General features: G+C 60.4%; 19 protein-coding genes and 1 pseudogene. 16 read left to right on the top strand and 4 right to left on the bottom strand.

Translation table 11 applies throughout. From position 1 onward, the window contains the following. Window positions 1-32 precede the first annotated feature (32 nt). From AC13QE_RS18670 to AC13QE_RS18680, 3 genes are all read left to right on the top strand, one after another. Window positions 33-1,064: a 2,5-dihydroxypyridine 5,6-dioxygenase NicX family protein gene (locus AC13QE_RS18670; protein ID WP_112336068.1), complete on the top strand. Its 1,032-nt coding sequence runs from the start codon at window positions 33-35 to the stop codon at window positions 1,062-1,064. Window positions 1,065-1,216: 152 nt separating this feature from the next. Continuing rightward, window positions 1,217-2,530 (top strand): MFS transporter, encoded by a 1,314-nt coding sequence (locus AC13QE_RS18675; RefSeq protein WP_488484805.1) that lies wholly within the window; start codon window positions 1,217-1,219, stop codon window positions 2,528-2,530. A 160-nt stretch (window positions 2,531-2,690) separates the two neighbouring features. Then, complete coding sequence (locus tag AC13QE_RS18680; protein ID WP_132718860.1) at window positions 2,691-3,164, top strand: MarR family transcriptional regulator; 474 nt, start codon at window positions 2,691-2,693, stop codon at window positions 3,162-3,164. A 67-nt stretch (window positions 3,165-3,231) separates the two neighbouring features. Here AC13QE_RS18680 and AC13QE_RS18685 read toward each other — a convergent pair whose 3' ends face one another. After that, the gene (locus AC13QE_RS18685; protein ID WP_488484829.1) at window positions 3,232-3,627 is read right to left on the bottom strand and encodes an EamA family transporter; all 396 of its coding nucleotides are present in this window, start codon (window positions 3,625-3,627) and stop codon (window positions 3,232-3,234) included. On the opposite strand from AC13QE_RS18685, the pseudogene AC13QE_RS18690 reads away from it, so the two are divergent. The 7 genes and pseudogenes from AC13QE_RS18690 to AC13QE_RS18720 all read left to right on the top strand — a co-directional run. Next, window positions 3,583-3,741, top strand: a pseudogene (locus AC13QE_RS18690) (FCD domain-containing protein); the annotation flags it as partial. The gene AC13QE_RS18685 and the pseudogene AC13QE_RS18690 sit on opposite strands and share 45 nt — an antisense overlap. A 342-nt stretch (window positions 3,742-4,083) precedes the next feature. Then, entirely contained in the window at window positions 4,084-4,887 is an 804-nt protein-coding gene (locus AC13QE_RS18695) for a MetQ/NlpA family ABC transporter substrate-binding protein (RefSeq protein WP_488484806.1), read from the top strand. Continuing rightward, complete coding sequence (locus AC13QE_RS18700; protein WP_488484807.1) at window positions 4,875-6,032, top strand: methionine ABC transporter ATP-binding protein; 1,158 nt, start codon at window positions 4,875-4,877, stop codon at window positions 6,030-6,032. The genes AC13QE_RS18695 and AC13QE_RS18700 overlap by 13 nt, the downstream gene beginning before the upstream one ends. Then, window positions 6,013-6,666 carry a methionine ABC transporter permease gene (locus AC13QE_RS18705; RefSeq protein WP_488484808.1) on the top strand — a complete coding sequence of 218 codons (654 nt, stop codon included), beginning with the start codon at window positions 6,013-6,015 and terminating at the stop codon, window positions 6,664-6,666. The genes AC13QE_RS18700 and AC13QE_RS18705 overlap by 20 nt, the downstream gene beginning before the upstream one ends. Window positions 6,667-6,694: 28 nt before the next feature. Then, window positions 6,695-7,954 carry an SfnB family sulfur acquisition oxidoreductase gene (locus tag AC13QE_RS18710; RefSeq protein WP_488484809.1) on the top strand — a complete coding sequence of 420 codons (1,260 nt, stop codon included), beginning with the start codon at window positions 6,695-6,697 and terminating at the stop codon, window positions 7,952-7,954. After that, a complete protein-coding gene (locus AC13QE_RS18715) occupies window positions 7,945-9,204 on the top strand; it encodes an SfnB family sulfur acquisition oxidoreductase (RefSeq protein WP_488484810.1) in 1,260 nt (419 codons plus the stop codon). Before AC13QE_RS18710 ends, AC13QE_RS18715 begins: the two co-directional genes overlap by 10 nt. A gap of 17 nt (window positions 9,205-9,221) precedes the next feature. Next, window positions 9,222-10,583 carry an LLM class flavin-dependent oxidoreductase gene (locus AC13QE_RS18720; RefSeq protein WP_488484811.1) on the top strand — a complete coding sequence of 454 codons (1,362 nt, stop codon included), beginning with the start codon at window positions 9,222-9,224 and terminating at the stop codon, window positions 10,581-10,583. Between the two features lie 69 nt (window positions 10,584-10,652). Here the strand turns inward: AC13QE_RS18720 and AC13QE_RS18725 are convergent, their stop codons facing one another. Continuing rightward, the gene (locus AC13QE_RS18725) at window positions 10,653-12,101 is read right to left on the bottom strand and encodes an aromatic amino acid lyase (RefSeq protein ID WP_488484812.1); all 1,449 of its coding nucleotides are present in this window, start codon (window positions 12,099-12,101) and stop codon (window positions 10,653-10,655) included. A gap of 36 nt (window positions 12,102-12,137) precedes the next feature. Between AC13QE_RS18725 and AC13QE_RS18730 the strand changes: the two genes are divergently transcribed. From AC13QE_RS18730 to AC13QE_RS18740, 3 genes are read left to right on the top strand one after another with little or no spacing between them, the layout of a single operon-like run. Continuing rightward, entirely contained in the window at window positions 12,138-12,650 is a 513-nt protein-coding gene (locus AC13QE_RS18730; RefSeq protein ID WP_488484813.1) for a M20/M25/M40 family metallo-hydrolase, read from the top strand. Continuing rightward, a complete protein-coding gene (locus AC13QE_RS18735; RefSeq protein WP_488484814.1) occupies window positions 12,598-13,959 on the top strand; it encodes a UbiD family decarboxylase in 1,362 nt (453 codons plus the stop codon). Before AC13QE_RS18730 ends, AC13QE_RS18735 begins: the two co-directional genes overlap by 53 nt. Window positions 13,960-13,986: 27 nt before the next feature. Beyond that, on the top strand, window positions 13,987-14,571 hold the full coding sequence (locus tag AC13QE_RS18740; protein WP_488484815.1) for a UbiX family flavin prenyltransferase: 585 nt from the start codon (window positions 13,987-13,989) through the stop codon (window positions 14,569-14,571). Between the two features lie 16 nt (window positions 14,572-14,587). Here AC13QE_RS18740 and AC13QE_RS18745 read toward each other — a convergent pair whose 3' ends face one another. Beyond that, window positions 14,588-16,501 carry a LysR family transcriptional regulator gene (locus AC13QE_RS18745; protein WP_488484816.1) on the bottom strand — a complete coding sequence of 638 codons (1,914 nt, stop codon included), beginning with the start codon at window positions 16,499-16,501 and terminating at the stop codon, window positions 14,588-14,590. Window positions 16,502-16,659: 158 nt separating this feature from the next. Continuing rightward, on the bottom strand, window positions 16,660-17,775 hold the full coding sequence (locus AC13QE_RS18750) for an NAD(P)/FAD-dependent oxidoreductase (protein WP_488484817.1): 1,116 nt from the start codon (window positions 17,773-17,775) through the stop codon (window positions 16,660-16,662). Window positions 17,776-17,986: 211 nt separating this feature from the next. On the opposite strand from AC13QE_RS18750, the gene AC13QE_RS18755 reads away from it, so the two are divergent. Genes AC13QE_RS18755 through AC13QE_RS18765 form a run of 3 tightly spaced genes read left to right on the top strand, consistent with a single transcriptional unit; the run spans window position 17,987 to window position 22,389 of the window. Next, window positions 17,987-20,068: a hydantoinase/oxoprolinase family protein gene (locus tag AC13QE_RS18755; protein WP_488484818.1), complete on the top strand. Its 2,082-nt coding sequence runs from the start codon at window positions 17,987-17,989 to the stop codon at window positions 20,066-20,068. A 6-nt stretch (window positions 20,069-20,074) separates the two neighbouring features. After that, on the top strand, window positions 20,075-22,069 hold the full coding sequence (locus AC13QE_RS18760; protein ID WP_488484819.1) for a hydantoinase B/oxoprolinase family protein: 1,995 nt from the start codon (window positions 20,075-20,077) through the stop codon (window positions 22,067-22,069). Further along, window positions 22,066-22,389: a (2Fe-2S)-binding protein gene (locus AC13QE_RS18765; RefSeq protein ID WP_488484820.1), complete on the top strand. Its 324-nt coding sequence runs from the start codon at window positions 22,066-22,068 to the stop codon at window positions 22,387-22,389. The genes AC13QE_RS18760 and AC13QE_RS18765 overlap by 4 nt, the downstream gene beginning before the upstream one ends. Window positions 22,390-22,465 lie beyond the last annotated feature (76 nt).

The raw sequence follows: 22,465 nt of genomic DNA on the forward strand, positions 1-22,465 counted from the left end.
ACCTGAGCCTTCAACCAACAAGGGGAACGAGCATGGATCAATTCAGCTTCACGGAAATCTGCCTGCATCAGCTGAAGATGTCGGGCGTCCACGAGGGCGAAAAACTTATCGTCCTGACACAGGGTAACGAGCGTCTGGACTATGCGGACGCCTTCATGGCCGCGGGCATGCGTCTCGGCGCCAAGATGTATCACATGCGTTTGCCGCCAGTGCCGCCGGCAGGTGCATGGGCGGTCGGCCAAACGGGCCTTGCCTCCATGCCGGAAGCGGTTGAGGCCCTCAAGGCCGCCGATATGCTGATCGACTGCATCTTCTTGCTCTTCAGCCCGGAGCAGATGGCGATCCAGGCCGCCGGAACGCGCATCCTGACCGCTGTCGAACCGCCGGAAGTTCTCGCCCGCATGCTGCCGACGAAGGAACTGCGCGAGCGCGTCGAGTTCGCTGGCGACCTGCTCTCCAAGGCGAAGGTCATGCGGATCACCTCGCCACACGGCACCGACGTCACCTATAAGCTCAACACCTATCCTGCCATCACCGAATATGCATGCACCGACGAGCCCGGTCGCTGGGACCACTGGCCGTCCGGCTTCGTCTTCACCGGCGGTGACGACGATGGCGTCGATGGCACAATCGTCGTTGCACCGGGCGATATCCTGCTGCCGCAGAACATCTACGTCCGCGACCCGATCACCTACACGATCGAAAAGGGCTGGATCACCGACATCAGAGGCGGGCTCGATGCCGATCTGGTCAAATCGTATATGGAAGGCTTCAACGATCCGCGCGGCATGGGCATGAGCCATGTCGGCTGGGGTCTGAACCAGAACGCCAAGTGGCATCGCATGGTGCCGGGAGAATTCCCGGGCGGCATGGGCATGGAAGCGCGCTCCTTCTACGGCAACGTCATGTTCTCCACCGGTCCGAACAACGAGCTCGGCGGCCCGAACGACACTGCCTGCCATCTGGATATTCCGATGCGCGGTTGTTCACTGTTCCTGGATGACGAGCCGATGGTACTCAATGGCAAAATCGCCGTGAAGGAAATGCAGGCAAAGTTCGACTGATAGAAGCGCCGGGCTTCCGGCATATTCGGTCAATCCCAACGTTCCGGTCGCGCGACCGGAACGGATGAGTTCGTGCGTCAATTCACTGGCGCCAAGGTGGCGAAGATCACCGCTTCGACTGTAATCCCAAATAAAAAGGAACGAGGGGTAACATGCAAACTCCAATCACCGTGGAACAGGGTCTCAGGGCGGCCGGCGTCGGCAGCTTCCAGAAGCGTTTGTTCATCATTTTCGGGCTTGTCTGGGCCGCTGATGCCATGCAGGTGCTAGCAATCGGCTTCACCGCACCTTCAATCGCCGCAAGCTTCGGCATCACCGTCCCACAGGCGCTCCAGACCGGTACGTTTTTCTTTCTCGGCATGCTCGTCGGCGCGTTCACTTTTGGTCGCCTTGCCGACCGGATCGGCCGTCGGCCGGTGTTGTTCATCGCAATCATTCTCGATGCGATCTGCGGTGTGGCATCGGCCTTTGCTCCTGATCCGCACTGGTTGCTCGTCGCGCGCTTCCTGACAGGTCTCGGTGTGGGTGGAACGCTTCCGGTTGACTATGCCATGATGGCCGAGTTTCTTCCGTCAGACCGACGCGGTCGCTGGCTCGTGCTGCTCGAAGGCTTCTGGGCTGTGGGAACTGTGGCACTGGCGCTTCTCGCACTGGTCGCCGGTTCGCAGGGCGGAGAGCCCTGGCGCACGATCTTCTTCGTGACTGGTCTGCCGGCGCTTGTCGGTGTTGTCCTGCGCTTTTACGTGCCGGAGTCACCACTCTATCTCAACCAACAGGGAAAATCGGAAGAGGCACGCAAGGTTCTTCAGCGTGTCGCCGCCACCAACGGCAACGTCGTCGAGATCGCGCCGCTGACGCCGCAGGCGCCACAGCGCAAGTCGATTGCCGCGCTGCTGTCGCCGGAGCTTCGGCGTCGGACCATCTTCCTGATGCTGGCGTGGATGCTGATCTCGGTTTCCTACTATGGCGTGTTTGTCTACCTGCCGGTGCGGCTGGCAGGAGAAGGCTTCGGCTTCATGCGCGGTCAGTTGTTCCTCCTCGTGCTGGCGATCGCCCAGCTTCCGGGTTATGCGCTGGCGGCCTATGGCGTCGAGAAATGGGGCCGTAAGCCGACGCTGATCGGTTTCCTGATCCTGAGCGCCATCGGCACATTGGGTTATGGGCTGGGTCAGTCGGTCGAGATCGTCATCTCCGCAACGCTGCTGCTCAGCTTTGCGCTGCTCGGCACCTGGGGCGCGATCTACGCCTTCACGCCGGAAATCTATCCGACCACGCTTCGCGCCAGCGGTATGGGCTTGTCCGGGTCCGTCGCGCGTTTCGGGGGGCTTCTGGCGCCGTCGATTGTCGCGCCGGTCATGACCTCGAATTTTGGTCTGGCGCTCGGTGTCATCTCCGGTCTTCTGTTGCTTGCGGCAGTCAGCGTAGCCTTCATCAATGCTGAATCCAGAAACATGGCTCTCGAATAGAGTGGCAGTCCCCGTGGTCGGCCCTATGCCGTTCACGGGGCTTCTCTCAGGAAGCGATTGTTCGTCCGCCTCTCCTCCATGTCACGCTGCGGTTCGGCCCGCTTGCGATTTGTTGGATTTTGGAGGATTAGAAGCGTCAATAGGAGCGGACGACGCGAGCATGGCAGAAAATAGCGACATCGGGGAAGCGGACCCGCGGGCGGGCTATCAGGTGACCGAGCAGGTGGGACATCTGTTGCGCAAGGCCTATCAGCGGCATCTTGCGATTTTCCAGGAAAATGCTAGCGATCCCGACCTGACCTCCGTGCAGTTTGTCACCCTTTGTACGCTGCACGACCGTGGCCCGAGTTCGCAGGCCGAGCTGGTGAAGGCAACCTCGGTCGATCAGGCAACTATTCGCGGCATCGTGGAGCGCCTCAAGGCGCGTGGTCTCATCAATCTCTCCAAGGATGCTGCCGATGGCCGCAAGGTTATCATCTCGCTGCTGGCGAAGGGTGAAGCGGTCCTGCGCTCCATGTATCCGAACGCGCATATCATCAGCGAAAAGACGATGGGACGGCTTAACCCTGCCGAACGGGTCGCGCTACTGTTCCTGTTGAAAAAGATCACGGAAGATGAACCGGGCGACGACTGAGATGCCGCAATGTCGTATCGCCGTCACTGAAGGCGTTGAATGACCGAGGTCGCGGGTTCCAATCCGTTCAAGGCCACCGTTTACAGGAGAATTCGGCCCAAGAACGGGCATCGTGAATTGGCACAGCCTTCGATCGGGCGGTATTGATGGATCGGCTCGCATAAGCTGCGGAGCGCTTCGAAGGCCGTGCAAGGACAAGGAAAACACCGAATAGGATGAGCGCCATGCCAAGGCAAGCCGTCGTTTCCGGAAGCTCTCCCAGCAATGTCCACCCCATTGCAAAGCCGACGAGCGGATTTACGCAGGCGAAGGTTGAGGCGATTTCCGGATTGAAGGACTTAATCACCTTGATATAGGAGACTAGGCATATCGCCGATCCGAGGTCTCTGCTCCTGATCTTCGATGGCAGACTGCCTGACGATTCCGCCTTCCCGGACGCCTTGCCAAGTCCTTCGATGAGCACGACATAATCGTCACCGCAATCATGCGCGCAGATGCCCAGGCGGCCAGACAGGCAGCCTATTCGCATGTCGCCATCGTCAGCGATGCCAGCGTTGCTTTTGTCGAACATCGTTAGGTGACCGCCAACCCGTAGGGGTCACAGGACATAACGGCGAGCGCGTCATCGTCGATGCGGAAACGTCTCATCCATCATGGCCCAGAAGCGATCGCGAAGCCGGGAAGCGATGTCGCCCGCCTTGCCGATGCCGACAGGCTAGCCCACCTTTTCCCGCTTCCGACGCAATAGGGCGGAGAAGAAGGATTGCGGCTTTTGCCTAAGCAGTTTTGAGAGACATCATGGCAAATCGGACGGACTGGAGAAAAAATATTCCATATAGGCTCGTTGGTGGGTATTTCCGTCTTTGCCTATAAAATTTGTGGTCTTTATCTTCCGTGTCATTAAACCCGAGAGGATGACATGAGAATTCATATTGCAGGTCTTTTTTCCGCAATTCTACTTGCAGCGACTGGGGTCGCACAGGCTGAGACAATCAAAGTGGGCGTTGTGCCGGGCGTTTATGCCGACTCCATCGAGGCGGTGATCCCCGAGGCAAAGGCCAAGGGCTTGGATATCCAAGTTGTCGAATTCAGCGACTGGACGACGCCAAACATCGCGCTTCAATCCGGCGATATCGATGTCAACTATTTCCAGCATCAGCCGTTCCTGAACAATGCGATCAAAGAACGGGGCTATGATTTTGTCAGTGCGGGTATCGGCGTTCTCGCCAATATCGGTATCTATTCCTTGAAGTACAAGAATTTTGCCGATGTGCCGCAAAACGGAAAGGTTGCGATCGCCAATGATCCCGTCAATCAGGGTCGCGGACTGCTCCTGCTGCAAAAGGCCGGGCTCATCAAGCTCAAGGACGGTGTGGGCTTCAAGGGCACGCTTGACGATATCATCGACAATCCCAAGAAGCTGACCTTCAACGAGGTCGAGGGTCCGCAGCTTGCGCGCGTGACCGGCGATGTCGACCTGGCCCAGGGCTATCCGCACTTCATCGTCGCATCCAAGGCTTTCGATCCGAGCTCGGGCCTTATCTATTCCGGTGTGGACGACAAGCAATTTGCCATCATTTTTGCAGTACAAAAGCAAAAGGTAAATGATGCCGGGATTAAGGAGCTCGTGGCGCTTTATCAGAATTCGCCGGCCGTACGAGCCGCAATCAGCAAAGCATTCGCCAATGATCAGAAGCTTTATACGCTCCCATGGCTGAATTGATCGAGCGGACAAGGCAGGATCCGGAACACAAGACGGCGGCGAGCGGCGGCACCTTGCAGCACGCCGCCGCTGTCAGTCAGCCGCTGTCAGGCTCTCCGGTAGGGTCGGTAGCTTTTGACGGTGTCGAGAAGATCTATTCGTCGGCGGCTGGTCCGGTCCATGCCCTCAAGAACATCAATCTCGATGTGCCGGCGGGTGGGATCTACGGTATCATCGGGCGAAGCGGGGCCGGAAAATCCAGCTTGCTGCGGACTATAAACCGCCTGGAAAAGCCAACCGGCGGAAAGGTCCTGGTCGACGGACAAGACATTTCGGTGCTCGATGAGGATGCGCTGGTCGCATTGCGACGACGCATCGGCATGATTTTCCAGCACTTCAATCTTCTCTCAGCCAAGACTGTCTGGGGCAATGTTGCTTTGCCATTGATCGTTGCCGGCGTGCCGCGCCGACAGATCGAAGAAAGAGTGGCCGAAGTCCTGTCGCTGGTGGGTTTGGAGGGCAAGGAGAGCGCCTATCCATCGCGCCTTTCCGGTGGTCAGAAGCAACGCGTGGGCATTGCTCGCGCACTTGTTCATAGGCCGGAAATCCTCCTTTGCGACGAGGCGACATCGGCGCTCGACCCGGAGACGACGCTTTCCATCCTCGGGTTACTCAAGGACATCAATCGCCGTCTCAAGCTGACCATCATTCTCATCACCCATGAAATGAGCGTCATCCGTGAGATCTGCGACCACGTGCTTGTTCTCGATCAGGGCGAGATTGCCGAAGCCGGGCCGGTCTGGCGCATTTTCGGCAATCCGCAGCATTCTGCCACGCAGGCGCTCTTGCGACCCCTCAACCGCGAAATTCCGGAGGATATAGCCAGGCATCTGCGATCTTCGCCGCGCAACGAGCAATCGCAGGCTATCTGGGAACTGGTCTATACGGGTGAGGGTGGCTTGGAACCCGACCTTTCCCGGATAGCCAGCGCAACCGGTGCTTCCGTGCGGTTGCTGCAGAGCTCGCTCGATCGCATTGAGGGTCGCGTTCACGGCCGACTGTTGATTGCAGTACGCCGGACGGGGAGCAATCCGATGGTCCCCTCGCAATTTGCCGATCTTGCTCATCAAGTCAGGGTATTGGGTTATGTCGACCATGATGTATGAACGCTTGTGGCAGGCGTTTCTCGATACGATTGCGATGGTCGGTGCTTCCGCTCTCATCGCATTTATCGCCGGCATTCCTCTTGCCGTCTTCCTGGTGCTTTCAGCGTCTGGCGGTCTCATTCATGCACCGCGGTTGCATGGCATTCTCGCCGCAATCATCAACGGTTTTCGCGCCACGCCGTTCATCGTTCTTTTGGTGGCGTTGCTGCCATTGACTCGACTGCTCACTGGAACGACGATCGGTGTGTGGGCCGCCGTCGTGCCGCTTTCCATCAGCGCGACACCGTTTTTTGCACGTATTGCCGAAGTCAGCCTTCGCGAGGTCGATGCTGGGTTGATCGAAGCTGCCCAGGCGATTGGCTGCCGCCGCTGGCACATCGTGCGCCATGTGCTTCTGCCTGAAGCGCTTCCGGGCATCGTCGGCGGCTTCACCATCACCATCGTCAGCATGATCGGCGCCTCGGCCATGGCAGGCGCGGTCGGCGCCGGCGGTCTCGGAGATATGGCGATCCGCTATGGCTATCAGCGCTTCGATACTACCGTCATGGCGGTGGTCATTGCCGTGCTTATTGCCATGGTCTGTTTGGTGCAGTTCGCGGGCGACCATGCCGTGCGGCGCCTGCGAGCGCGCTAATATCAGCGACAATATCCGGAGTAGCTCCATGACTGAACCTGATGCCGCGCCGGCTGCCTCCGGCTCGAAAGAAGAAAGCGCAATCAAGCGCCCGTTGCCACCGCGTACTCCACATCTGATCCGCTCGGATACCGAGGCGCTGGAGATTGCCGATAGCCTTGCAGCTCGTTTTGCAGCAGGTGCTGCAGAAAGGGACCGCGTTCGTCGCCTTCCTTGGGATGAGGTGGAGGAATATACCGCAAGCGGCCTCGGCGGCATCACTGTGCCGAAGGAATACGGAGGCGCCGACGTCTCCTGCGTAACGCTTGCCAAGGTCTTCGAAATCCTTTGCGCAGCCGACCCTGCACTCGGTCAGATTCCGCAGAATCAGTTCGGCGTGCTGGCGCTCTTGCGCGATGTGGGATCGCCACAGCAGAAAGCCCGTATCTACGGCGATATCCTTGCCGGTTATCGCATCGGCAACGCCGGACCGGAGCGTGGCCAGAAGGCGGTCAACCACAGCTCAACTCGCCTGGCGCGCGGAGCAGATGGATTAAGATTGACCGGGCGGCGCTTCTATTCCACCGGTGCCATCTTCGCTCATTGGATTCCGACGCGCGCCGTCGACGATGAGGGGCGTGCGGTCCAGGTCTGGGCTGCTTATGACGCGCCGGGCGTGCGCGTCATCGACGATTGGTCTTCCTTCGGCCAGCGCACGACGGCTAGCGGTTCGGTAGAGTTTACTTACGTGCCTGTGGACGAAGCTTTGGTTTTCCCGGTCTGGTCCTATGCGGACAGGCCCGGTGTCTCTGGTCCCATCTCGCAGCTCATTCAGGCGGCGATCGATTCTGGCATAGCGGCGGCTGCGATTGCCGATGCCGTGACCTTTGTCCGCGATCACGCAAGACCTTGGATGGATTCGGGCCTGCAGTCGGCCAGCGAGGATCCGACGATCCTGCATGAAATTGGCGATCTCCATGCGGACTTGCACGCGGCGCAAGCACTTCTTTACGAAGCGGGTGCCGTTATAGACGAGGTGGCAAAGGCGCCTGTCAGCGAGGCGGAGAGCGCCAGAGCTTCCGTTGCGGTTGCCGAAGCCAAGATATTGACGACGGAAGTCGCGTTGAAGGCGGCTGAAACGCTTTTCGATGTCGCGGGGTCCGCGGCGACGCGAGGTGCCCACAATCTGGATCGGCATTGGCGAAATGCGCGGGTGCATACGCTTCACGATCCCGTCCGCTGGAAATATCATCTGCTCGGCAATTATCAGCTCAACGGCATATTCCCGGCCCGCCATCAATGGAACTAGCGAGAAAAACCGTGACTGATACCGACTTGCGCGCCCCTGTCGATCCCGCACTGCCGCCGCTGCGGCGGCCCGATCTCATCTCCGACGACGAGCAGGCGATTGCGGTCGCAACCGTCCTGGCGGCAGAATTTGCCGCCGGTAGCACCGAACGGGACAGGGATCGCATCCTGCCATGGCGTGAACTGGAGCGTTTCAGCGAAACTGGTTTGTGGGGCATTACCGTGCCGCGCGAATTCGGCGGTGCAGGCGTGTCGACGCACACGTTGGCTCAGGTGATCGCCATTATCGGTGCTGCGGATGGATCGCTATCGCAGATTCCTCAAAACCACTTTTACGCGCTTGAAGTCTTGCGCGTCGGGGCTTCAGTCGAACAGCAACGCTTCTTTTTTGAGCGCGTGCTGGCGGGCGAGCGTTTCGGCAACGCGCTGGCGGAAATCGGCCAGCGCGATTTCAAGCGGCGTACCCGGCTTTTGCGCGAGCGGGGAAAGTGGATAGTTCACGGGCAAAAATTTTACTGCACAGGCGCCATTTACGCGCACTGGATTCCGACCCTTGTCGTTACCGAGGAGGACACAAGGGACGTCACTTATCTCGCCTTCGTTCCGCGACATGCGCCCGGCGTAACTGTCATTGACGATTGGGACGGCTTCGGGCAGCGGGTTACCGGAAGTGGCTCGGTCGAATTCGATCACGTGGAGATCGAGCCGGAATGGATCGTCCCCTTTCAGTCTTCCTTCGAACGCCCGACGACGATCGGTCCCGTCGCTCAAATCATGCATGCGGCCATCGATCTTGGTATAGGGCAGGGTGCCTATCGGGAAATGTTGCGGTTTATCCGCGAACGGGCTCGGCCCTGGCTGGACTCCAAGGTCGAACGTGCCTCGGAAGATCCCCTGACGCTGCAAAACGTCGGGAATGTCTGGCTTCGGCTGCGGGCCGCGGAAGGCTTGCTGAAGCGAGCTGCAGAGGCAACGGATGCGGCTCGTGCTGATATGACCGAGGACAGCGTTGCCCGCGCCTCGATCGCCGTTGCGGAAGCGAAGATATTGACGACCAAGGCAAGCCTGCTTGCCGCCAACAAGCTGTTCGAGCTGTCGGGCACCTCATCGACGCTTTCGGATGACAACTTCGATCGCTATTGGCGTAATGCCCGCACCCATACGCTGCATGACCCGGTGCGCTGGAAATATCAGGCCATCGGCAACTATTATCTCAATGGCAAACGGCCACCGCGCCACGGCGCGATCTGAAATCGGAATAACTGAAGATGGCGACCAGGAAAAAACAGATATTGCTCAACGCCTTCAACATGAACAGCGTCGGGCACATCAATCACGGACTATGGGCGCATCCCAGGGATCAGTCGCATCGCTACAAGACGCTCGACTATTGGACCTCGCTTGCCGCCACGCTGGAACGCGGGCTGTTCGACGGTATCTTTCTTGCCGACATTTTGGGCGTCTACGACGTCTATCAGGGCTCCGCCGATTTGACGCTTCGTGAATCCATTCAGTTGCCGGTCAACGATCCTCTCCTGCTCGTCTCCGCGATGGCGGCCGTAACCCGGCACCTTGGATTTGGTATCACCGTCAATGCCAGTGCTGACGCGCCGTATATTTTCGCCAGACGGATCTCGACCCTGGATCATCTGACCGATGGCCGCGTCGGCTGGAACATCGTGACGGGCTATCTCGACAGCGCGGCGCGGGGGCTGGGTCTTGACAACCAGATCGAGCATGACAGCCGCTATGATCGCGCGGATGATTATCTCGACCTGCTCTACAAGCTCTGGGAGGGAAGCTGGGAGGACGACGCGGTCCTGATCGATAAGGAAAGGCGCATCTATGCCGATTTGGCAAAGGTGCACGTGATCGACCATCAAGGGCCGTTCTACCGCTCGCAGGCCTATCACCTGGCCGAACCGTCGCCCCAGCGCACGCCGGTTCTTTATCAGGCCGGAACGTCTGGCCGTGGGAAGCAGTTTGCAGCGCGCCATGCAGAATGCGTCTTCATCGCAGCCCCCGACAAGAACTCAGCCCGCGCGGCCTCCCGTTCGTTGCGCGAGGCAGTGGTCGCGGCGGGCCGAAGGCCGGAAGACATAAAGATCTTTCTTGGCATCACCGTCATAACCGACCGCTCCGTCTCGGCGGCACGAGACAAGCACGCAGAGTATCTTCGGTACGCCAATCCGGAGGCAGGGCTTGCTCATTTTTCGGCCAGCACGGGCATCGATTTTTCCAGGTACGATCTCGATGAAGCCATCATCTATGGCAAATCCAATGCCAGCCAATCGGCAACGCAGATCGCTCAACAACGCGGCTGGACAAAGCGACAGCTGTTGCAGGAGCTCGCCATGGGTGGGCGTTACCCGGTCGTCGTCGGCGATGCCACGGAGGTTGCCGAAGAGCTTTCGTCATGGATGGATGAAGGCGAAATCGATGGGTTCAATCTTACCCGCACGGTCGTGCCGGAGAGCTTCGAGGACTTTATCGACATTGTGGTGCCGGCGCTTCAGGAGCGCGGTCTCTACAAAACCGCTTATGAACAGGGCTCGCTTCGGAGAAAGCTTTTTGGTGAAGGTGACAGATTGCCGGATCGTCACATAGGGGCATCCTTTCGCCGTCCATGATCAGCCAGATCGGGCACGAGCAGACGCTGAACGCATGTTGAGGATGACTGTGCGAACACGCAGGGGGCGTCAGGGTGTGAAAGCCTTCGAGGTGAACAGTGTTGCCAGGCGCGACAACTCCGGCCCGAGAACGCGATCGTCATCGACCGGAGGCACGACGCCGCGCACCTCCGAAACGAAATCACGCAATGCAGCCGGCGCCTGACGGCCGGTAACGTGGAGTGCCTGCGAAGCGATCACGGCAAGGCTCGCCAGGCAGGCGTCCAGGCAGCGGCCCGCTCGTTCTTCCTTGGCCCAGGCCAGGAAGGCGGTGGCGGCGACATCGTCCTGACCTGATCCTGCCGATTCCGTGCCGGGTATGAAGGTCCGCTGTGCAGCGAGCTTCGCCTGTTCGAGATATCCGGTTGTCGCCATCGGCACGTAGCCGAGACTGCCGTGGCCATCGCTGTCGCTCGGATGACGGCCGACCATCAGCATGTCGGGCAGATGCGACACCGCGCCGTTCAGGAGCTTGGAACCATGGCGGTCACACAGGAGGCAGATGTCGGCCCAGATGGCGGCAAGATCATCCAGCGCCGGCGCGGCCATCGCGTTATGATAGCCGCCCGTGCTGATGCACCGGCCGAGCGGATGCTCCGCGTCGGGCGGAATGTAGACCGGGTTGTCCGAGGCCGAGGCAAGCGACAGATTCGCCGCGCGCTCGGCGGCGGAGACGGCGCGATGGGCATGGCCCAGCACGCGAGGCACGATGCGATAGCTCACCGGAGCCTGATAGTTGCGGCGATCGGTGCCGGCGCCCGCGAGAAGCGTGCGCAATGCGCGAAGGGCGGCTGCTTCATGTTCGTCGCCCCAGAGCTGCTCTAGCGCGGCGTCATAATGCTCCATAGGCGCGCGGAACGCCTCGATCGACAGGGCGAAGACCTGTTCCACAAGATGAAGACGCCGCCGCGCTGCCAGGGCAGCATCCGCCAGAAGGGCCGCCGCGCAGGGCGAGCCGTTGATGAGCGATCCTCTTTCCTTGACTTCGAGGTCGAAGCGGGCTGTTAGCTCGGCAAACAGTGGATAGAGCGCAAGAATTTCTCCGGCGCCGCCTTGGCCGGACGATGCGACCGTCGGCAACGGAGCGCCATCGAGCATGTCGGCGACCGCCAGCGCGATGCGTGGGGTGGTCGCAGCGTTGCCCTCGATGAAATTCGCAAGACGGGCAAACACCATCGCCCTGATGACACGTTCGGGATAGGGATCGCCGAAGGATGTCGCGGCCGCAAACGCCTTGATCCGGGCGTGGCGCTCGCGCTCCTCCCGGGAAAGACGCGTGCTTGCCAGCTCTCCCATCGCCGTCGTGACACCGTAGATCATGACCGTCGGATCATTGTCGATCAGCAGCAGGAATGCTTCACGGCAACGGGCAATCTCGGCGATGGCCGCGTCGGAGATCTTCACATTCTCCCCCTGCCAGGCGACGCGAAGAACGGACTGGAGATTGATATCTGCCCTTTTCGTCAAAGTGACTGTCATGTTCGTTCCTTGGGGTAGGCGGGAATTGCGTGGTGCTTGAGCGCGAATTGTTCATCGCTCACCGGGGGCGTCAAGCGGCGACAGGCGCCTTCGCCGCTTGCTATGGCGCTATTCGCCGCGCACGATCCCTCTCGCCCTGGCATCCGCTATTCCTGGCGATGGTCTCCGCACGGCGCTTCGCTGTTCGATATGACTGACTTCGCCGAAAGTCGTTTTACGTTTTGCGCGGAAGGCCCGATAGTTGGTGGAAAACTTGCCTATTCGACCCTCGACATGGCATCCGGCGCCGGTCACGATGCGGCCTTCATCGCGACCTTTGCTCCGAGCGCGATGATCTTCGTACTGTGCCGCGACGGGCGTAGCCATACACCGGACGAATGGGCTGAACCCGACGCAATTGCAGCGGGAGCCTCGGCAATGCTGAAAGCAATCACGCGGCTCGACAAGACACTCGACATCGTTCGCCAACCGGGCTCTCGATTTAAGGAATACAGCAGTGACCGACCAAAGCATGCGCGGCTTTCTGGCCGCATTGGAAAACAGCGGTGACCTGCATCGCGTCGATCGGCGTGTCGATACCCGCTTCGAGATCGCCTCCATCCTTTCGCTGCGGGAGCGTGGTCCGGCGCAATTGTTTATGCAGGTGAACGACAGCGCCATGCCTATTGTCGGTAATCTCTATAATGACAGGAGGCGGTTCGCTACGGCCCTTGGCATTCCGAGGGAGCAGCTGGATTCTCTGTGTCTGTCCGCGCTGGAGCGGCCCATTGCGCCCAGAATGGTCGACGACGGACCGGTTCAGCAGATCGTACATTCCCAGCCGCTGGACATCGGTCGCCTTCTGCCGGTGCCGCATTGGTTCGAGCGGGAGGCTGCGCCCTATATCACGGCAGGGGTCATCGTCGCCAAGGATCCGGAAACGGGCCGGCGCAATGTCTCGATCGCGCGGCTGAGACTGGAAGGCGGTTGCCGGCTGATGGCCGGGATCGCAAAGAACCACCATCTGGCGCGGATCGCGGAGAAGGCCCATCAGAGAGGGCATGATCTCGAAATCGCAGTCGCGATCGGCAACCATGCAGCCGTGCTACTGGGCTCGCAGATGTATGTCGGCCTCGGCGATGACGAATTCGATATTGTTGGAGGACTGCTCGGCGAGCCCGTTGAACTCGTGAAATGCAAGACGGTCGACTTGGAAGTTCCTGCGCATGCGGAAATCGTTCTCGAAGGGCGTCTGCGGCCGGCCGATCTTATCGAAGAGGGAGCCGTGTCCGAATTTCCCGGCTTCTATGTCTACTATGGTCCCGGAATTGCCGTCGAGATCGACTGTGTCACGCATCGATCGGACGCCATCTATCAGGCCATCCTGCCCGGCTATGCGCCGGAGCACTGCTTGCTGGGCGCCGTAGCCATCGGTGCGACACTGACGCGCGATCTGCAGCGATCGATTCCGGCTGTTCATCGCGTGTTTGTGACGGATGGAGGGATGGGGCGGCTGCATGCAATCATCACGATGCACCAGCCGCGGCTTGGCGAGGGTAAGCGCGCAGTCATGCTGGCAATGGGGCTCGTCAATCTTCTCAAGCTTGTAATCGTGGTGGAGGATGACGTCGATCCGGAGGACCCCCGGCAAGTCGAATGGTCGCTTGCAGCGCGCTTCCGCGGGCACGAGGATCTGCTTGTTCTGCCCGGCGTTCGGGCCGACCGCTGCGATCCCCTGCATGAGAACCTCGTCGTCACCAAGATCGGCATGATCGCCACGACCCGGCCCGGCGACGGTGATGCCGGCGGTCGTTCCGAATTCGTAAGGCCGCCCCAGGATGTCTTCGAGCGCATTCGAAAAGAGCTGCACCTTTACTGATCCGTCGAACTGATCCGGGAGTTTTCCTTGTCCAAAGAACGCTTCATTGTTGCCATTACCGGAGCATCCGGCCACATCTATGGCATACGATTGCTCGAAACGCTGCGTGAACTAGGCCTGGAAACCCATCTCGTCATGTCCAGGTCGGCCATTGTCGCTCTAGCCCACGAAACCGATCTGAAGCTGAAGGACGTTCATGCCTTGGCCGATTACGTTCACGGCAATGATGATGTGGCGGCGCCGATTTCCAGCGGATCCTTTCGGACGCGTGGAATGATCATCGCCCCGTGCACCACCAAGACGCTGGGTGAAATCGCCTCGGGTGCGTGTGGAACGCTTGTCTCGCGCGCCGCCGATGTCGTCCTCAAGGAACGGCGGCGGTTGGTCATGATGCTGCGCGAGACGCCGCTGCATCTCGGCCATTTAAGAAATATGGTGACGGTGACGGAGATCGGAGCCATCATCATGCCACCTGTCCCGGCTTTCTATCCAAAGCCTGCGACCATCGACGAAATTGTCGATCATTCCGTTGGCCGCGCGCTTGACCTTTTCGATCTCGACAGCGGCCGGTTCAAGCGCTGGAAGGAGCCATCTGCGGATGTTCGCAAATAGCGCAAGGCTTGTCGCATCATTCTGACGGATGGATCGTTCGCGGCAGGGACGTTTGCCTGCACAGACCCATCAAGGGCAGTTGATGCTTCAAGGCATTGATCAGAGATCGCTCCATCTCGGTCAATACCCGCTCGGGCGAGAAGAGAATAGACAGGCGGCGCCGAATGGCCGGTTCAGAGATGGGGTTGAACTGAAGCGCGCCTGTCTCCACGAAATTCTGGACCGAGGATTGCGGCAAGATCGTCACAAGGCGCATGCGCCGGACCATCGCCAGCAACGCCGTCAGGGAGTTGACCTCCATCTGCGGTGCAAGGTGCCCGCCCAGTTCGGCTGCTGCCTTGTCAAGGACTTGCCTAAGTCCAAAATCATCGCCTGGAAGCGCCAGCGGTAGCTTCAGCGCATTGCGCAGCGGGACCTCGCCTGGTGGAAGGATGGGTCTCGCCGGATTTGACACGACCCCGAGTTGATCCTCGGTTGCCAGTTCGTCCTGCCACGAGCGGGAAACTTGCGCCTCGACCAGCGCGAAGCCGATCTCGCCAGCGTCCACGCGCTGTCGCAGCATCTCGGCGGAGCCCTCCAAGATCTTCAGCTTCACCTTCGGATAATGGCCCGACCACTCCTCCACCGCGGCAGCGATAGCGCGAGCCAGGGCGCCTTCGGGATGGACGAGGGGTATCACGCCGATGGCCAACCGTTCTCGCCGCGCCGTTGCATAATGCGCGGCATTGGCGGCGATGCCATTACAGGCCTCTGCCGCCGGTGCCAAAAGAGAGATTAGCGTGTTGGTGTGTTCGTTCGGCTGAAGACCGGTCCTTTGGCGAGTAAACAGGTCTCGCCCGACAGTGGCTTCCAGTTTGCGGAGCTGGTTGGAAAGGGCGGGTTGGGCGACGTTGAGGCGTTTGGCCGCCCTGGTGACACTCAATTGTTCGGAAATCGCCAGAAAATAGCGGATCTGTTTCAGGGTGATGCGAGGCTTGTAGTGAACGACCGTGTTGGCGAGTTGCAGCGCCTTCCGGAGCTCTTCGACATAGGCGAGTGCAGCAGGTTCATCGGCAGAAAAACGCGCGACAACCGGACTTACCAGGTCGATCGGCAACCTGGCATAGGGGAGGTTGAGACGGGAAACGCTTGCCATGACGAGACTTTGCGGGGCGAGGAGATGAAAGGGTGCGAGCTCCCGGGAAAGCCGGGCAAAGGTTCCGACATCCTCCTCGATGACGATGGGGTCCGGAAGTTCGTGTTTCGCACAGTAGGCGCGCACGTGACGAAGCTGCGTGTCGCCCAGCGGCGGCAAGAATAGTGACATCTCCCGCAATGCCGCAAAACTCACCACGCCGTTCATGTCGGCTTGACGGTTGCCGCCGCCGCCAATCGAGATCCACTCGTCCCGGAACAGCACGATGCTGTCCCGCGCTTCCTCATCCTGTGCATAGTCCACGGTGATGCGGGTACATTCGTTCAGCGCGCCAGCGGGACCGTGCTGCACATGCTCGCTGGCGTTCCATTCCAGCGCATGGACGTAAGGTGCCCTCCCGAGCATGAAGCGCGTGGTGGCGATGATATCGGGATTGCTTTCCCGAATGGAGCGGATTGCGAGGCTTGCCGCGCGCGACAGCCGACCCGCCATAAACTGCAGCGGTGAAGTGATCTCAAGCCGCTTTATGAAGTCGAAGGGCCTAGCCCGGAGGATCTGTTCAGCCGCCTCCACTGCTTGGAGCAGTGGCTCGACCGATTGATAAAGCCAGCGGGCCGCCTCCGTCGGAAAATGTCCGTTGGGGCCTCGCTCGAACAGGGCGATTCCCAACTCGCGCTCCAGTGAATCGATGTTCTCACTGATGGCCGATGGTGAAATTTCTGAACTTGCCGCAGCCTCAGCATGGTTCTTGAATTGGCATGCGAGGATGAAGTAGGAGAGTTGCGCCGTTTCCATTGATATTAAAATACAACAATTTGGCGCATCAAGATATGATGACGGCAGAGGCTATGCACACTCAAATCGCGCGAAAATTCGCCAATGTTTGGTGTTTTTACGGTATCTGAAAACGCTAAGCGGTAGATCGCGCTGTGATTGGCAAATCGGCCTGAAAGTCAATTCGGCTTTGCGAAGCGCTCGATGCGGAAGTCTTGCAGCGAAATATCCGTTTTCCCTGTCGCCATGATTTCCGCCATGACGTCGCCGACGCCGGGTCCGAGTTGGAAACCATGGCCGGAAAAGCCGAATGCGTGGAAGAGCCCCGGTGTCGTCGATGACCGTCCCATCACCGGAAGGCCGTCCTCGACATAGCCCTCGCAACCCGACCAGGTGCGTATCACCGCAACGTTTTTCAGCGCCGGCAAGATCGGCAGCAGCGAACGAAGCTGGCCCGGCAAGCGAGTAGGGTCCGCCTTGGCGTATCCGGTATCGAGCGACACGTCGGTGCGCTCGGCGCCGCCGCCGAAGACGATGTTGCCTCGTTCCACCTGCCGCAGGTATCCGCCGCCGTGATCATGTGCCCAGACGCCGACGACCGGCAGAATGCGATGGGGGAGAGGTTCGGTCACGCCCATTTGCGGACCCCTCGCAGTAATCGGAACCGTCTCTCCGAACAGGCTTGCAACGCGCGCACCCCAGGCGCCCGTCGCGTTGAGCAGCATCGAGGCTTCGTACAAGCCTTTCGACGTTTCGACTTGAAATCCGTACTCACTTGTCCTGACGGTCCCGATCTCGACATTTTCGACGATGTCGGCACCCAATTTTCGGGCGGCGTCTGCGAAGGCCGGTGCAATGAGACGCGGGTTGCCGCTTCCATCGTTCGGGGAAAAGGATGCTGCGATCGCATCGGGGCCGAGACCGGGAAAACGCGACCGTACTTCCTTCGTGGTCAGCTCTTCCAGCTCCAGTCCCCATGGCCGAGCCTCCTTGACGAAGGACCGCATCGCCGCAAGCCCTTCCTGCCTGAACACCAGCCGCAGGTGGCCGGTTGCGCGAAATTCCACATCGCGACCGAGCATAGCCTCAGCCTTTCGCCACAGGGCAAGCGAGCGATGGGCGAGCGGCAATTGCGGAATATACCGGCCGCTTCGTCTGACGTTGCCGAATGACGCTATCGTCGCGCCGCTCCCGACCCGATTGCGTTCGATAAGCGTCACGCGGATGCCGCGCCGGGCGAGAAAAAAGGCGGAGGCAGCTCCCATGAGCCCGCCGCCCAGCACGATAGCATCCATTGAGGATCTCCAGAGGCTGAAACAGTCCCCATCCTGTCCGACCCGGCTCGGCGCTGTCAAAGTCGGGATTACGCAATGCCCATAAGTCCGGCCTATGGGTTTTGCCGGTCGTCAGAGCATAAGTCCGGCTTATGACATTTGGCGTTTTCGCTCTTGGACCTTGCCGACCCGTCCATGCCAGTTTCGGGACAGGCAAAGGAAAGGAACGGATATGGCGGATGCGGCAAGACAAGCAGTAGAGGTTTCGCAGCAGGACTGGAAGATCGGCGTCGATATCGGCGGCACCTTCATCGATTTCTGCGCGCTGGAAAGCCGCTCCGGTCGCGTTGCGTCGTTGAAAGTGCTGACGACGCCCGATAATCCGGGTGCGGAGTTGATGACCGGACTTTCCCTGCTTGCCGAGCGTGAGGGGTTGCAGCCGGAGGCAATCAGTCGCTTCGTTCACGGTACCACGGTCGGCATCAACACCGTCATTCAGAGGCGCGGCGTGTCGCTCGCGCTCCTGACGAATGCCGGGTTCGAAGATGTCATCGAGCTCGCCCGGCTGAAAATGCCTGACGTCTATTCTCTTTTCTGCTCGCGGCCGGAACAGCTCATCGCACGCGACATGATCTTCGGCATCCCCGCGCGCTTGCGGGCCGATGGCAGCGAAGCGCGGGCGCCGGACATGAAAGCGGTTGCCGCGGCGGTGGCAGCCGCAAGAGCCAAGGGCGCGGCGGGCATTATCATATCCTTTCTGCATTCCTGGCGGGATCATGCCCAGGAAACCGCCGTCAAAAACGAAATTGAAAAACTCGCACCCGATCTCTTCGTTTTCACATCCTCGGAGGTGTGGCCGGTCATCCGCGAATATGAGCGGACGACGACGGCGATCCTCAACGGCTACGTCCATCCGCGGGTTTCGGGTTACCTGACGGCTCTTGAGGACAAGCTCGCATCGCGCGGAGTGAAGGCGCCGGCCCTGCTGACGAAATCGAACGGCGGCGTGATGAACGCGGCGGAAGGAAAGCGTTCCTGCGTCCAGATGCTGCTTTCCGGCACGGCTTCGGGCGTGATCGGTGCTGCCTGGCTCGCGCGTCTCGCCGGTGAGAAACATGTCCTCACCCTTGACATCGGCGGCACCTCGGCAGACTTCGCGTTGATCATCGACGGCGAGCCGCAATTCGGGACAGGCGAACTGATCGGCGAGTTTCCACTTCACATTCCCTCGGTCTCCGTCAGCTCCATAGGCGTCGGCGGCGGTTCCATTGCCAGCATCGACGCCCATGGCGTCTTGCGGGTGGGGCCTGAATCGGCCGGCTCCACACCCGGTCCCGCCTGTTATGGCCGCGGTGGCACGCAAGCGACCGTGACCGATGCCATGGCCGTCTGTGGCTGGCTGGGGCATAGCGAAATGGCCTACGGTCAGTTGCAGGTCGATGTCGGGCTGGCGCGCGTAGCCGTCTCGACGCTTGCCGAGCGTATCGGTCGCTCGGTTGAAGAGGTGTCCCAGGCCATTCTCGATATCGCTATCTCGGAGATGTTCGTTGAGGTGGAGAAGCTGGCCTCGCGGGCCGGGGTCGACCTGCGGGAGTTTACCCTCATGCCGTTCGGCGGTGGCGGCCCGATGCTGGGCGCGTTCCTTGCTCGCGAATTCCGCATGGCCAAGGTCATCGGACCGCCGCGTCCGGGCGTGGTGTCGGCTCTCGGCGGTCTGGTCGCGGATCTGCGCGGCGACTTCATCAAGACGGTCTTCACGCATCTATCGCCGGCAGCCGTGCCGTTGCTGCGCGGTTCCTTGGAGGCGCTGTCGGATGAAGGGCGAGGCTGGCTCATCAAGCAAGGCCATGAAGGGCCTGCCGAATTGCGGATTTCCGCCGACATGCGCTACGTCGGCCAAAGCTTTGAAATCGAGGTTCCGCTGCAGGCGGCCTGGGTAGCGGAAGGCAATCTCGCCGCGATGGAAGAGGCGTTCCATGCCATGCACGCCCGCCTCTATGATTTTGCCGACCCGGACGGCGGGATCGAGATCGTCAATCTCCGTCTGTCCGCCATCGGCGCCGGACCGATGCTGCAAACGACAATCGATCTCGAAGAGATTCCCGGCATGGCCGAGCCGGAACGCGAAATACCGGTTTATACCGGCAAGGCATTCGAATGGATCGGGCTATACCGGCGGGACCAATTGCATCCGGGCGGGCGCTTCAGCGGCCCCGCCGTCGTGGCCCAGGACGATACGACCTTCGCCATTCCGGCCGGCACGCAGGTGACGATCGACCGCCACCTGAACCTTCACCTCGCCTTTTCGGAGTAACGGCCCATGTTCGACCGTTCGAACCTTCAAGTGTTTGCCAATCACACCCGGGCTGCCGCCGAAAACATGGCCTATACGCTGCAGCGGACGGCCCACTCAGCCTTCGTCAAGGAGACGGAGGATTTCACCGTCATGCTGATCAATCGCAAAGGGGAAACCTTCGGCGTCCCGATGAGCCTTGGCGCGACATGGTATCCGGGGCTTACCTATACCCGGGCCATCGAAATGGTCGGGGACTACAAGCCGGGCGACGTTGCCTTTACCAATGATCCCTATTCCTGTTTCGTGGCCACGCACGCACCGGACACGCATCTCTGGAAGCCGGTTTTTTATGACGGCGAGATCATCGCCTGGACCGGCGGGCATATCCACAATACCGACATGGGCGGTGCCGTGCCTGCCTCCCTGTCGCGCGCGTTAACCGAGATCCATCAGGAAGGCATTCGCTTTCCGCCGATGAAGCTGGTCAATGAAGGTGTCTTTGACGAAGACATCCTGAAAATCATGACCACGAATGTCCGTAAACCAGACCTCAACATCGGCGACATCAAGGCGCTGGTCGGTGCGCTGAACACCGGCGAGCGCAAGATCCTGGCCATGGTCGAGAAATTCGGCAAGCAGGTCTTTCTAGAAGGCGCGGATGTGCTTCTCGATCACGCCGAAGCACAGGCGCGGGATCTCCTGCGGACAATGCCGGATGGCACGTGGGAATTCGTCGACTATGCCGACGAGGATTCCGTCGAGGCCAATCCATGCCGGCTGAAGCTGACGCTGACGATCAGGGGCGATGAGGCGATCCTCGATTTTACCGGCTCCGATCCGCAGCTCGGCTCGTCGCTCAACGTTCCCTCGGGCGGAGATCCGCGCCACACCATGCTGCTGGTCGGCGTCTATTACATTCTCTATACGCTGAACCCCAAGATCTTGCTCAACACCGGGTTGACCCGCCCCTTTACCTGCATTGCGCCGCAGGGGAGCGTTCTCAATCCGGTATCGCCGGCGGCTGTAGGCATGCGTTCGCTTACCTGTGCGCGCCTCCGGTCCGTGATCTTCGGCGCCTTCAGCCAGGCAGTTCCCGATCTGTTGCCTGCTGCACCGGCCGGCAACAATTGCATCGTCAACGTCATGACCACGGATGAACGGACCGGCCGCAGCGTGATCGCCGCCGTCAACCCGGTGGTCGGCGGTGGCGGCGGGATGCCACATCGTGACGGGACCAACGGTTCGGGTGCCGATGCAGGTTATCTGAAGAATACGCCGATCGAAATCACCGAAACCGAAGTGCCGATCGAGTTTGTCAAATATGGGCTTGCCAGAGACAGCGGTGGTGCCGGCCGTTGGCGTGGGGGCCTTGCGACCGAGATGGCGTTCCGCGTGTTCTCGCCCGGAAGTCGTATCACGGTCCGCAACCGCGACCGCAGCTTCTTCCGCCCCTGGGGTTTGCTCGGCGGCAAGGCGGCGGGGCTCTCAGACATGGCATTGAACCCCGGTCGCGAGGACTATCGCCGGCTCGGCAACATCGATACCGCCGTGCTGCAGCCGGGAGACGTACTTGAGATCCGCTCGGCTGGAGGCGGCGGTCGCGGAAATCCGCTTGAGCGCGAGGCCTGGCGCGTGCTGCAGGATGTGGAGCGCGGCTATGTTTCCTTGGAAGTGGCCGAGCGCGACTACGGCGTCATCATCCGCGACGGCAAGGTGGACGACGCCGAAACATCCCGTCTCAGGGCATCGCGCACGGTTCCAACGGCCCATTTCCATTACGGCGCGGAGCGTGAAGGCTACGAGGCGCAATGGACACCCGCGGCCTATAACCTGCTCACGGATATTCTCGCCTGTCTTCCGATCCATTGGCGCTTCTTCACCAAGACGGAGATTTTCCGCCGAATGAAGGGACGTGCGGGACAAGAGGGCGTTGTCGCGGCTTTTGCCGATGTCCGCGCACGGTTCCCGGAAATGCCGGAGGTTCGTCTTCAAATCAAAGAAGTGGAGGCGGCCGAATGAGCAAGGGGCCGCGTCCGACTGGAGAAACGGGGCGCATCGTCCGTCTCGCCGAACAGGACCGGCCATCCGTCCGCTTCCTGCTTAACGGCATGGAACGGGAAGCCCTGGCCGGTGACACGGTGCTGACGGCGATGCTGACAGTCTCACAGGTTCTTCGGCCATCCGAATTCGGGCCGGAAGGGCGGGCCGGCTTCTGCCTGATGGGCGCCTGCCAGGACTGCTGGGTCTGGCAGCATGATGGAGCCCGCCTGCGCGCCTGTTCGACCCTCGTCGGTAACGGCATGTCCCTGACGACCCAGGCACCGGGAGATTGGCCATGACGGTGGCGAATGACCGGAAGGCAACGGTGATTGTCGGGGCCGGTCCGGCGGGCATACGCGCTGCCGAGCTTCTGGT

Source organism: Martinezella sp. CNPSo 3957 (assembly GCF_057784395.1).

What these genes read in the sequence shown, in the direction of transcription:
- AC13QE_RS18670 (WP_112336068.1), top strand. Translation starts at nt 33, where the DNA reads ATGGATCAATTCAGCTTCACGGAAATCTGCCTGCATCAGCTGAAGATG.
- AC13QE_RS18675 (WP_488484805.1), top strand. Translation starts at nt 1,217, where the DNA reads ATGCAAACTCCAATCACCGTGGAACAGGGTCTCAGGGCGGCCGGCGTC.
- AC13QE_RS18680 (WP_132718860.1), top strand. Translation starts at nt 2,691, where the DNA reads ATGGCAGAAAATAGCGACATCGGGGAAGCGGACCCGCGGGCGGGCTAT.
- AC13QE_RS18695 (WP_488484806.1), top strand. Translation starts at nt 4,084, where the DNA reads ATGAGAATTCATATTGCAGGTCTTTTTTCCGCAATTCTACTTGCAGCG.
- AC13QE_RS18700 (WP_488484807.1), top strand. Translation starts at nt 4,875, where the DNA reads ATGGCTGAATTGATCGAGCGGACAAGGCAGGATCCGGAACACAAGACG.
- AC13QE_RS18705 (WP_488484808.1), top strand. Translation starts at nt 6,013, where the DNA reads ATGTCGACCATGATGTATGAACGCTTGTGGCAGGCGTTTCTCGATACG.
- AC13QE_RS18710 (WP_488484809.1), top strand. Translation starts at nt 6,695, where the DNA reads ATGACTGAACCTGATGCCGCGCCGGCTGCCTCCGGCTCGAAAGAAGAA.
- AC13QE_RS18715 (WP_488484810.1), top strand. Translation starts at nt 7,945, where the DNA reads ATGGAACTAGCGAGAAAAACCGTGACTGATACCGACTTGCGCGCCCCT.
- AC13QE_RS18720 (WP_488484811.1), top strand. Translation starts at nt 9,222, where the DNA reads ATGGCGACCAGGAAAAAACAGATATTGCTCAACGCCTTCAACATGAAC.
- AC13QE_RS18725 (WP_488484812.1), bottom strand. Translation starts at nt 12,101, where the DNA reads ATGACAGTCACTTTGACGAAAAGGGCAGATATCAATCTCCAGTCCGTT.
- AC13QE_RS18745 (WP_488484816.1), bottom strand. Translation starts at nt 16,501, where the DNA reads ATGGAAACGGCGCAACTCTCCTACTTCATCCTCGCATGCCAATTCAAG.
- AC13QE_RS18750 (WP_488484817.1), bottom strand. Translation starts at nt 17,775, where the DNA reads ATGGATGCTATCGTGCTGGGCGGCGGGCTCATGGGAGCTGCCTCCGCC.
- AC13QE_RS18755 (WP_488484818.1), top strand. Translation starts at nt 17,987, where the DNA reads ATGGCGGATGCGGCAAGACAAGCAGTAGAGGTTTCGCAGCAGGACTGG.
- AC13QE_RS18760 (WP_488484819.1), top strand. Translation starts at nt 20,075, where the DNA reads ATGTTCGACCGTTCGAACCTTCAAGTGTTTGCCAATCACACCCGGGCT.
- AC13QE_RS18765 (WP_488484820.1), top strand. Translation starts at nt 22,066, where the DNA reads ATGAGCAAGGGGCCGCGTCCGACTGGAGAAACGGGGCGCATCGTCCGT.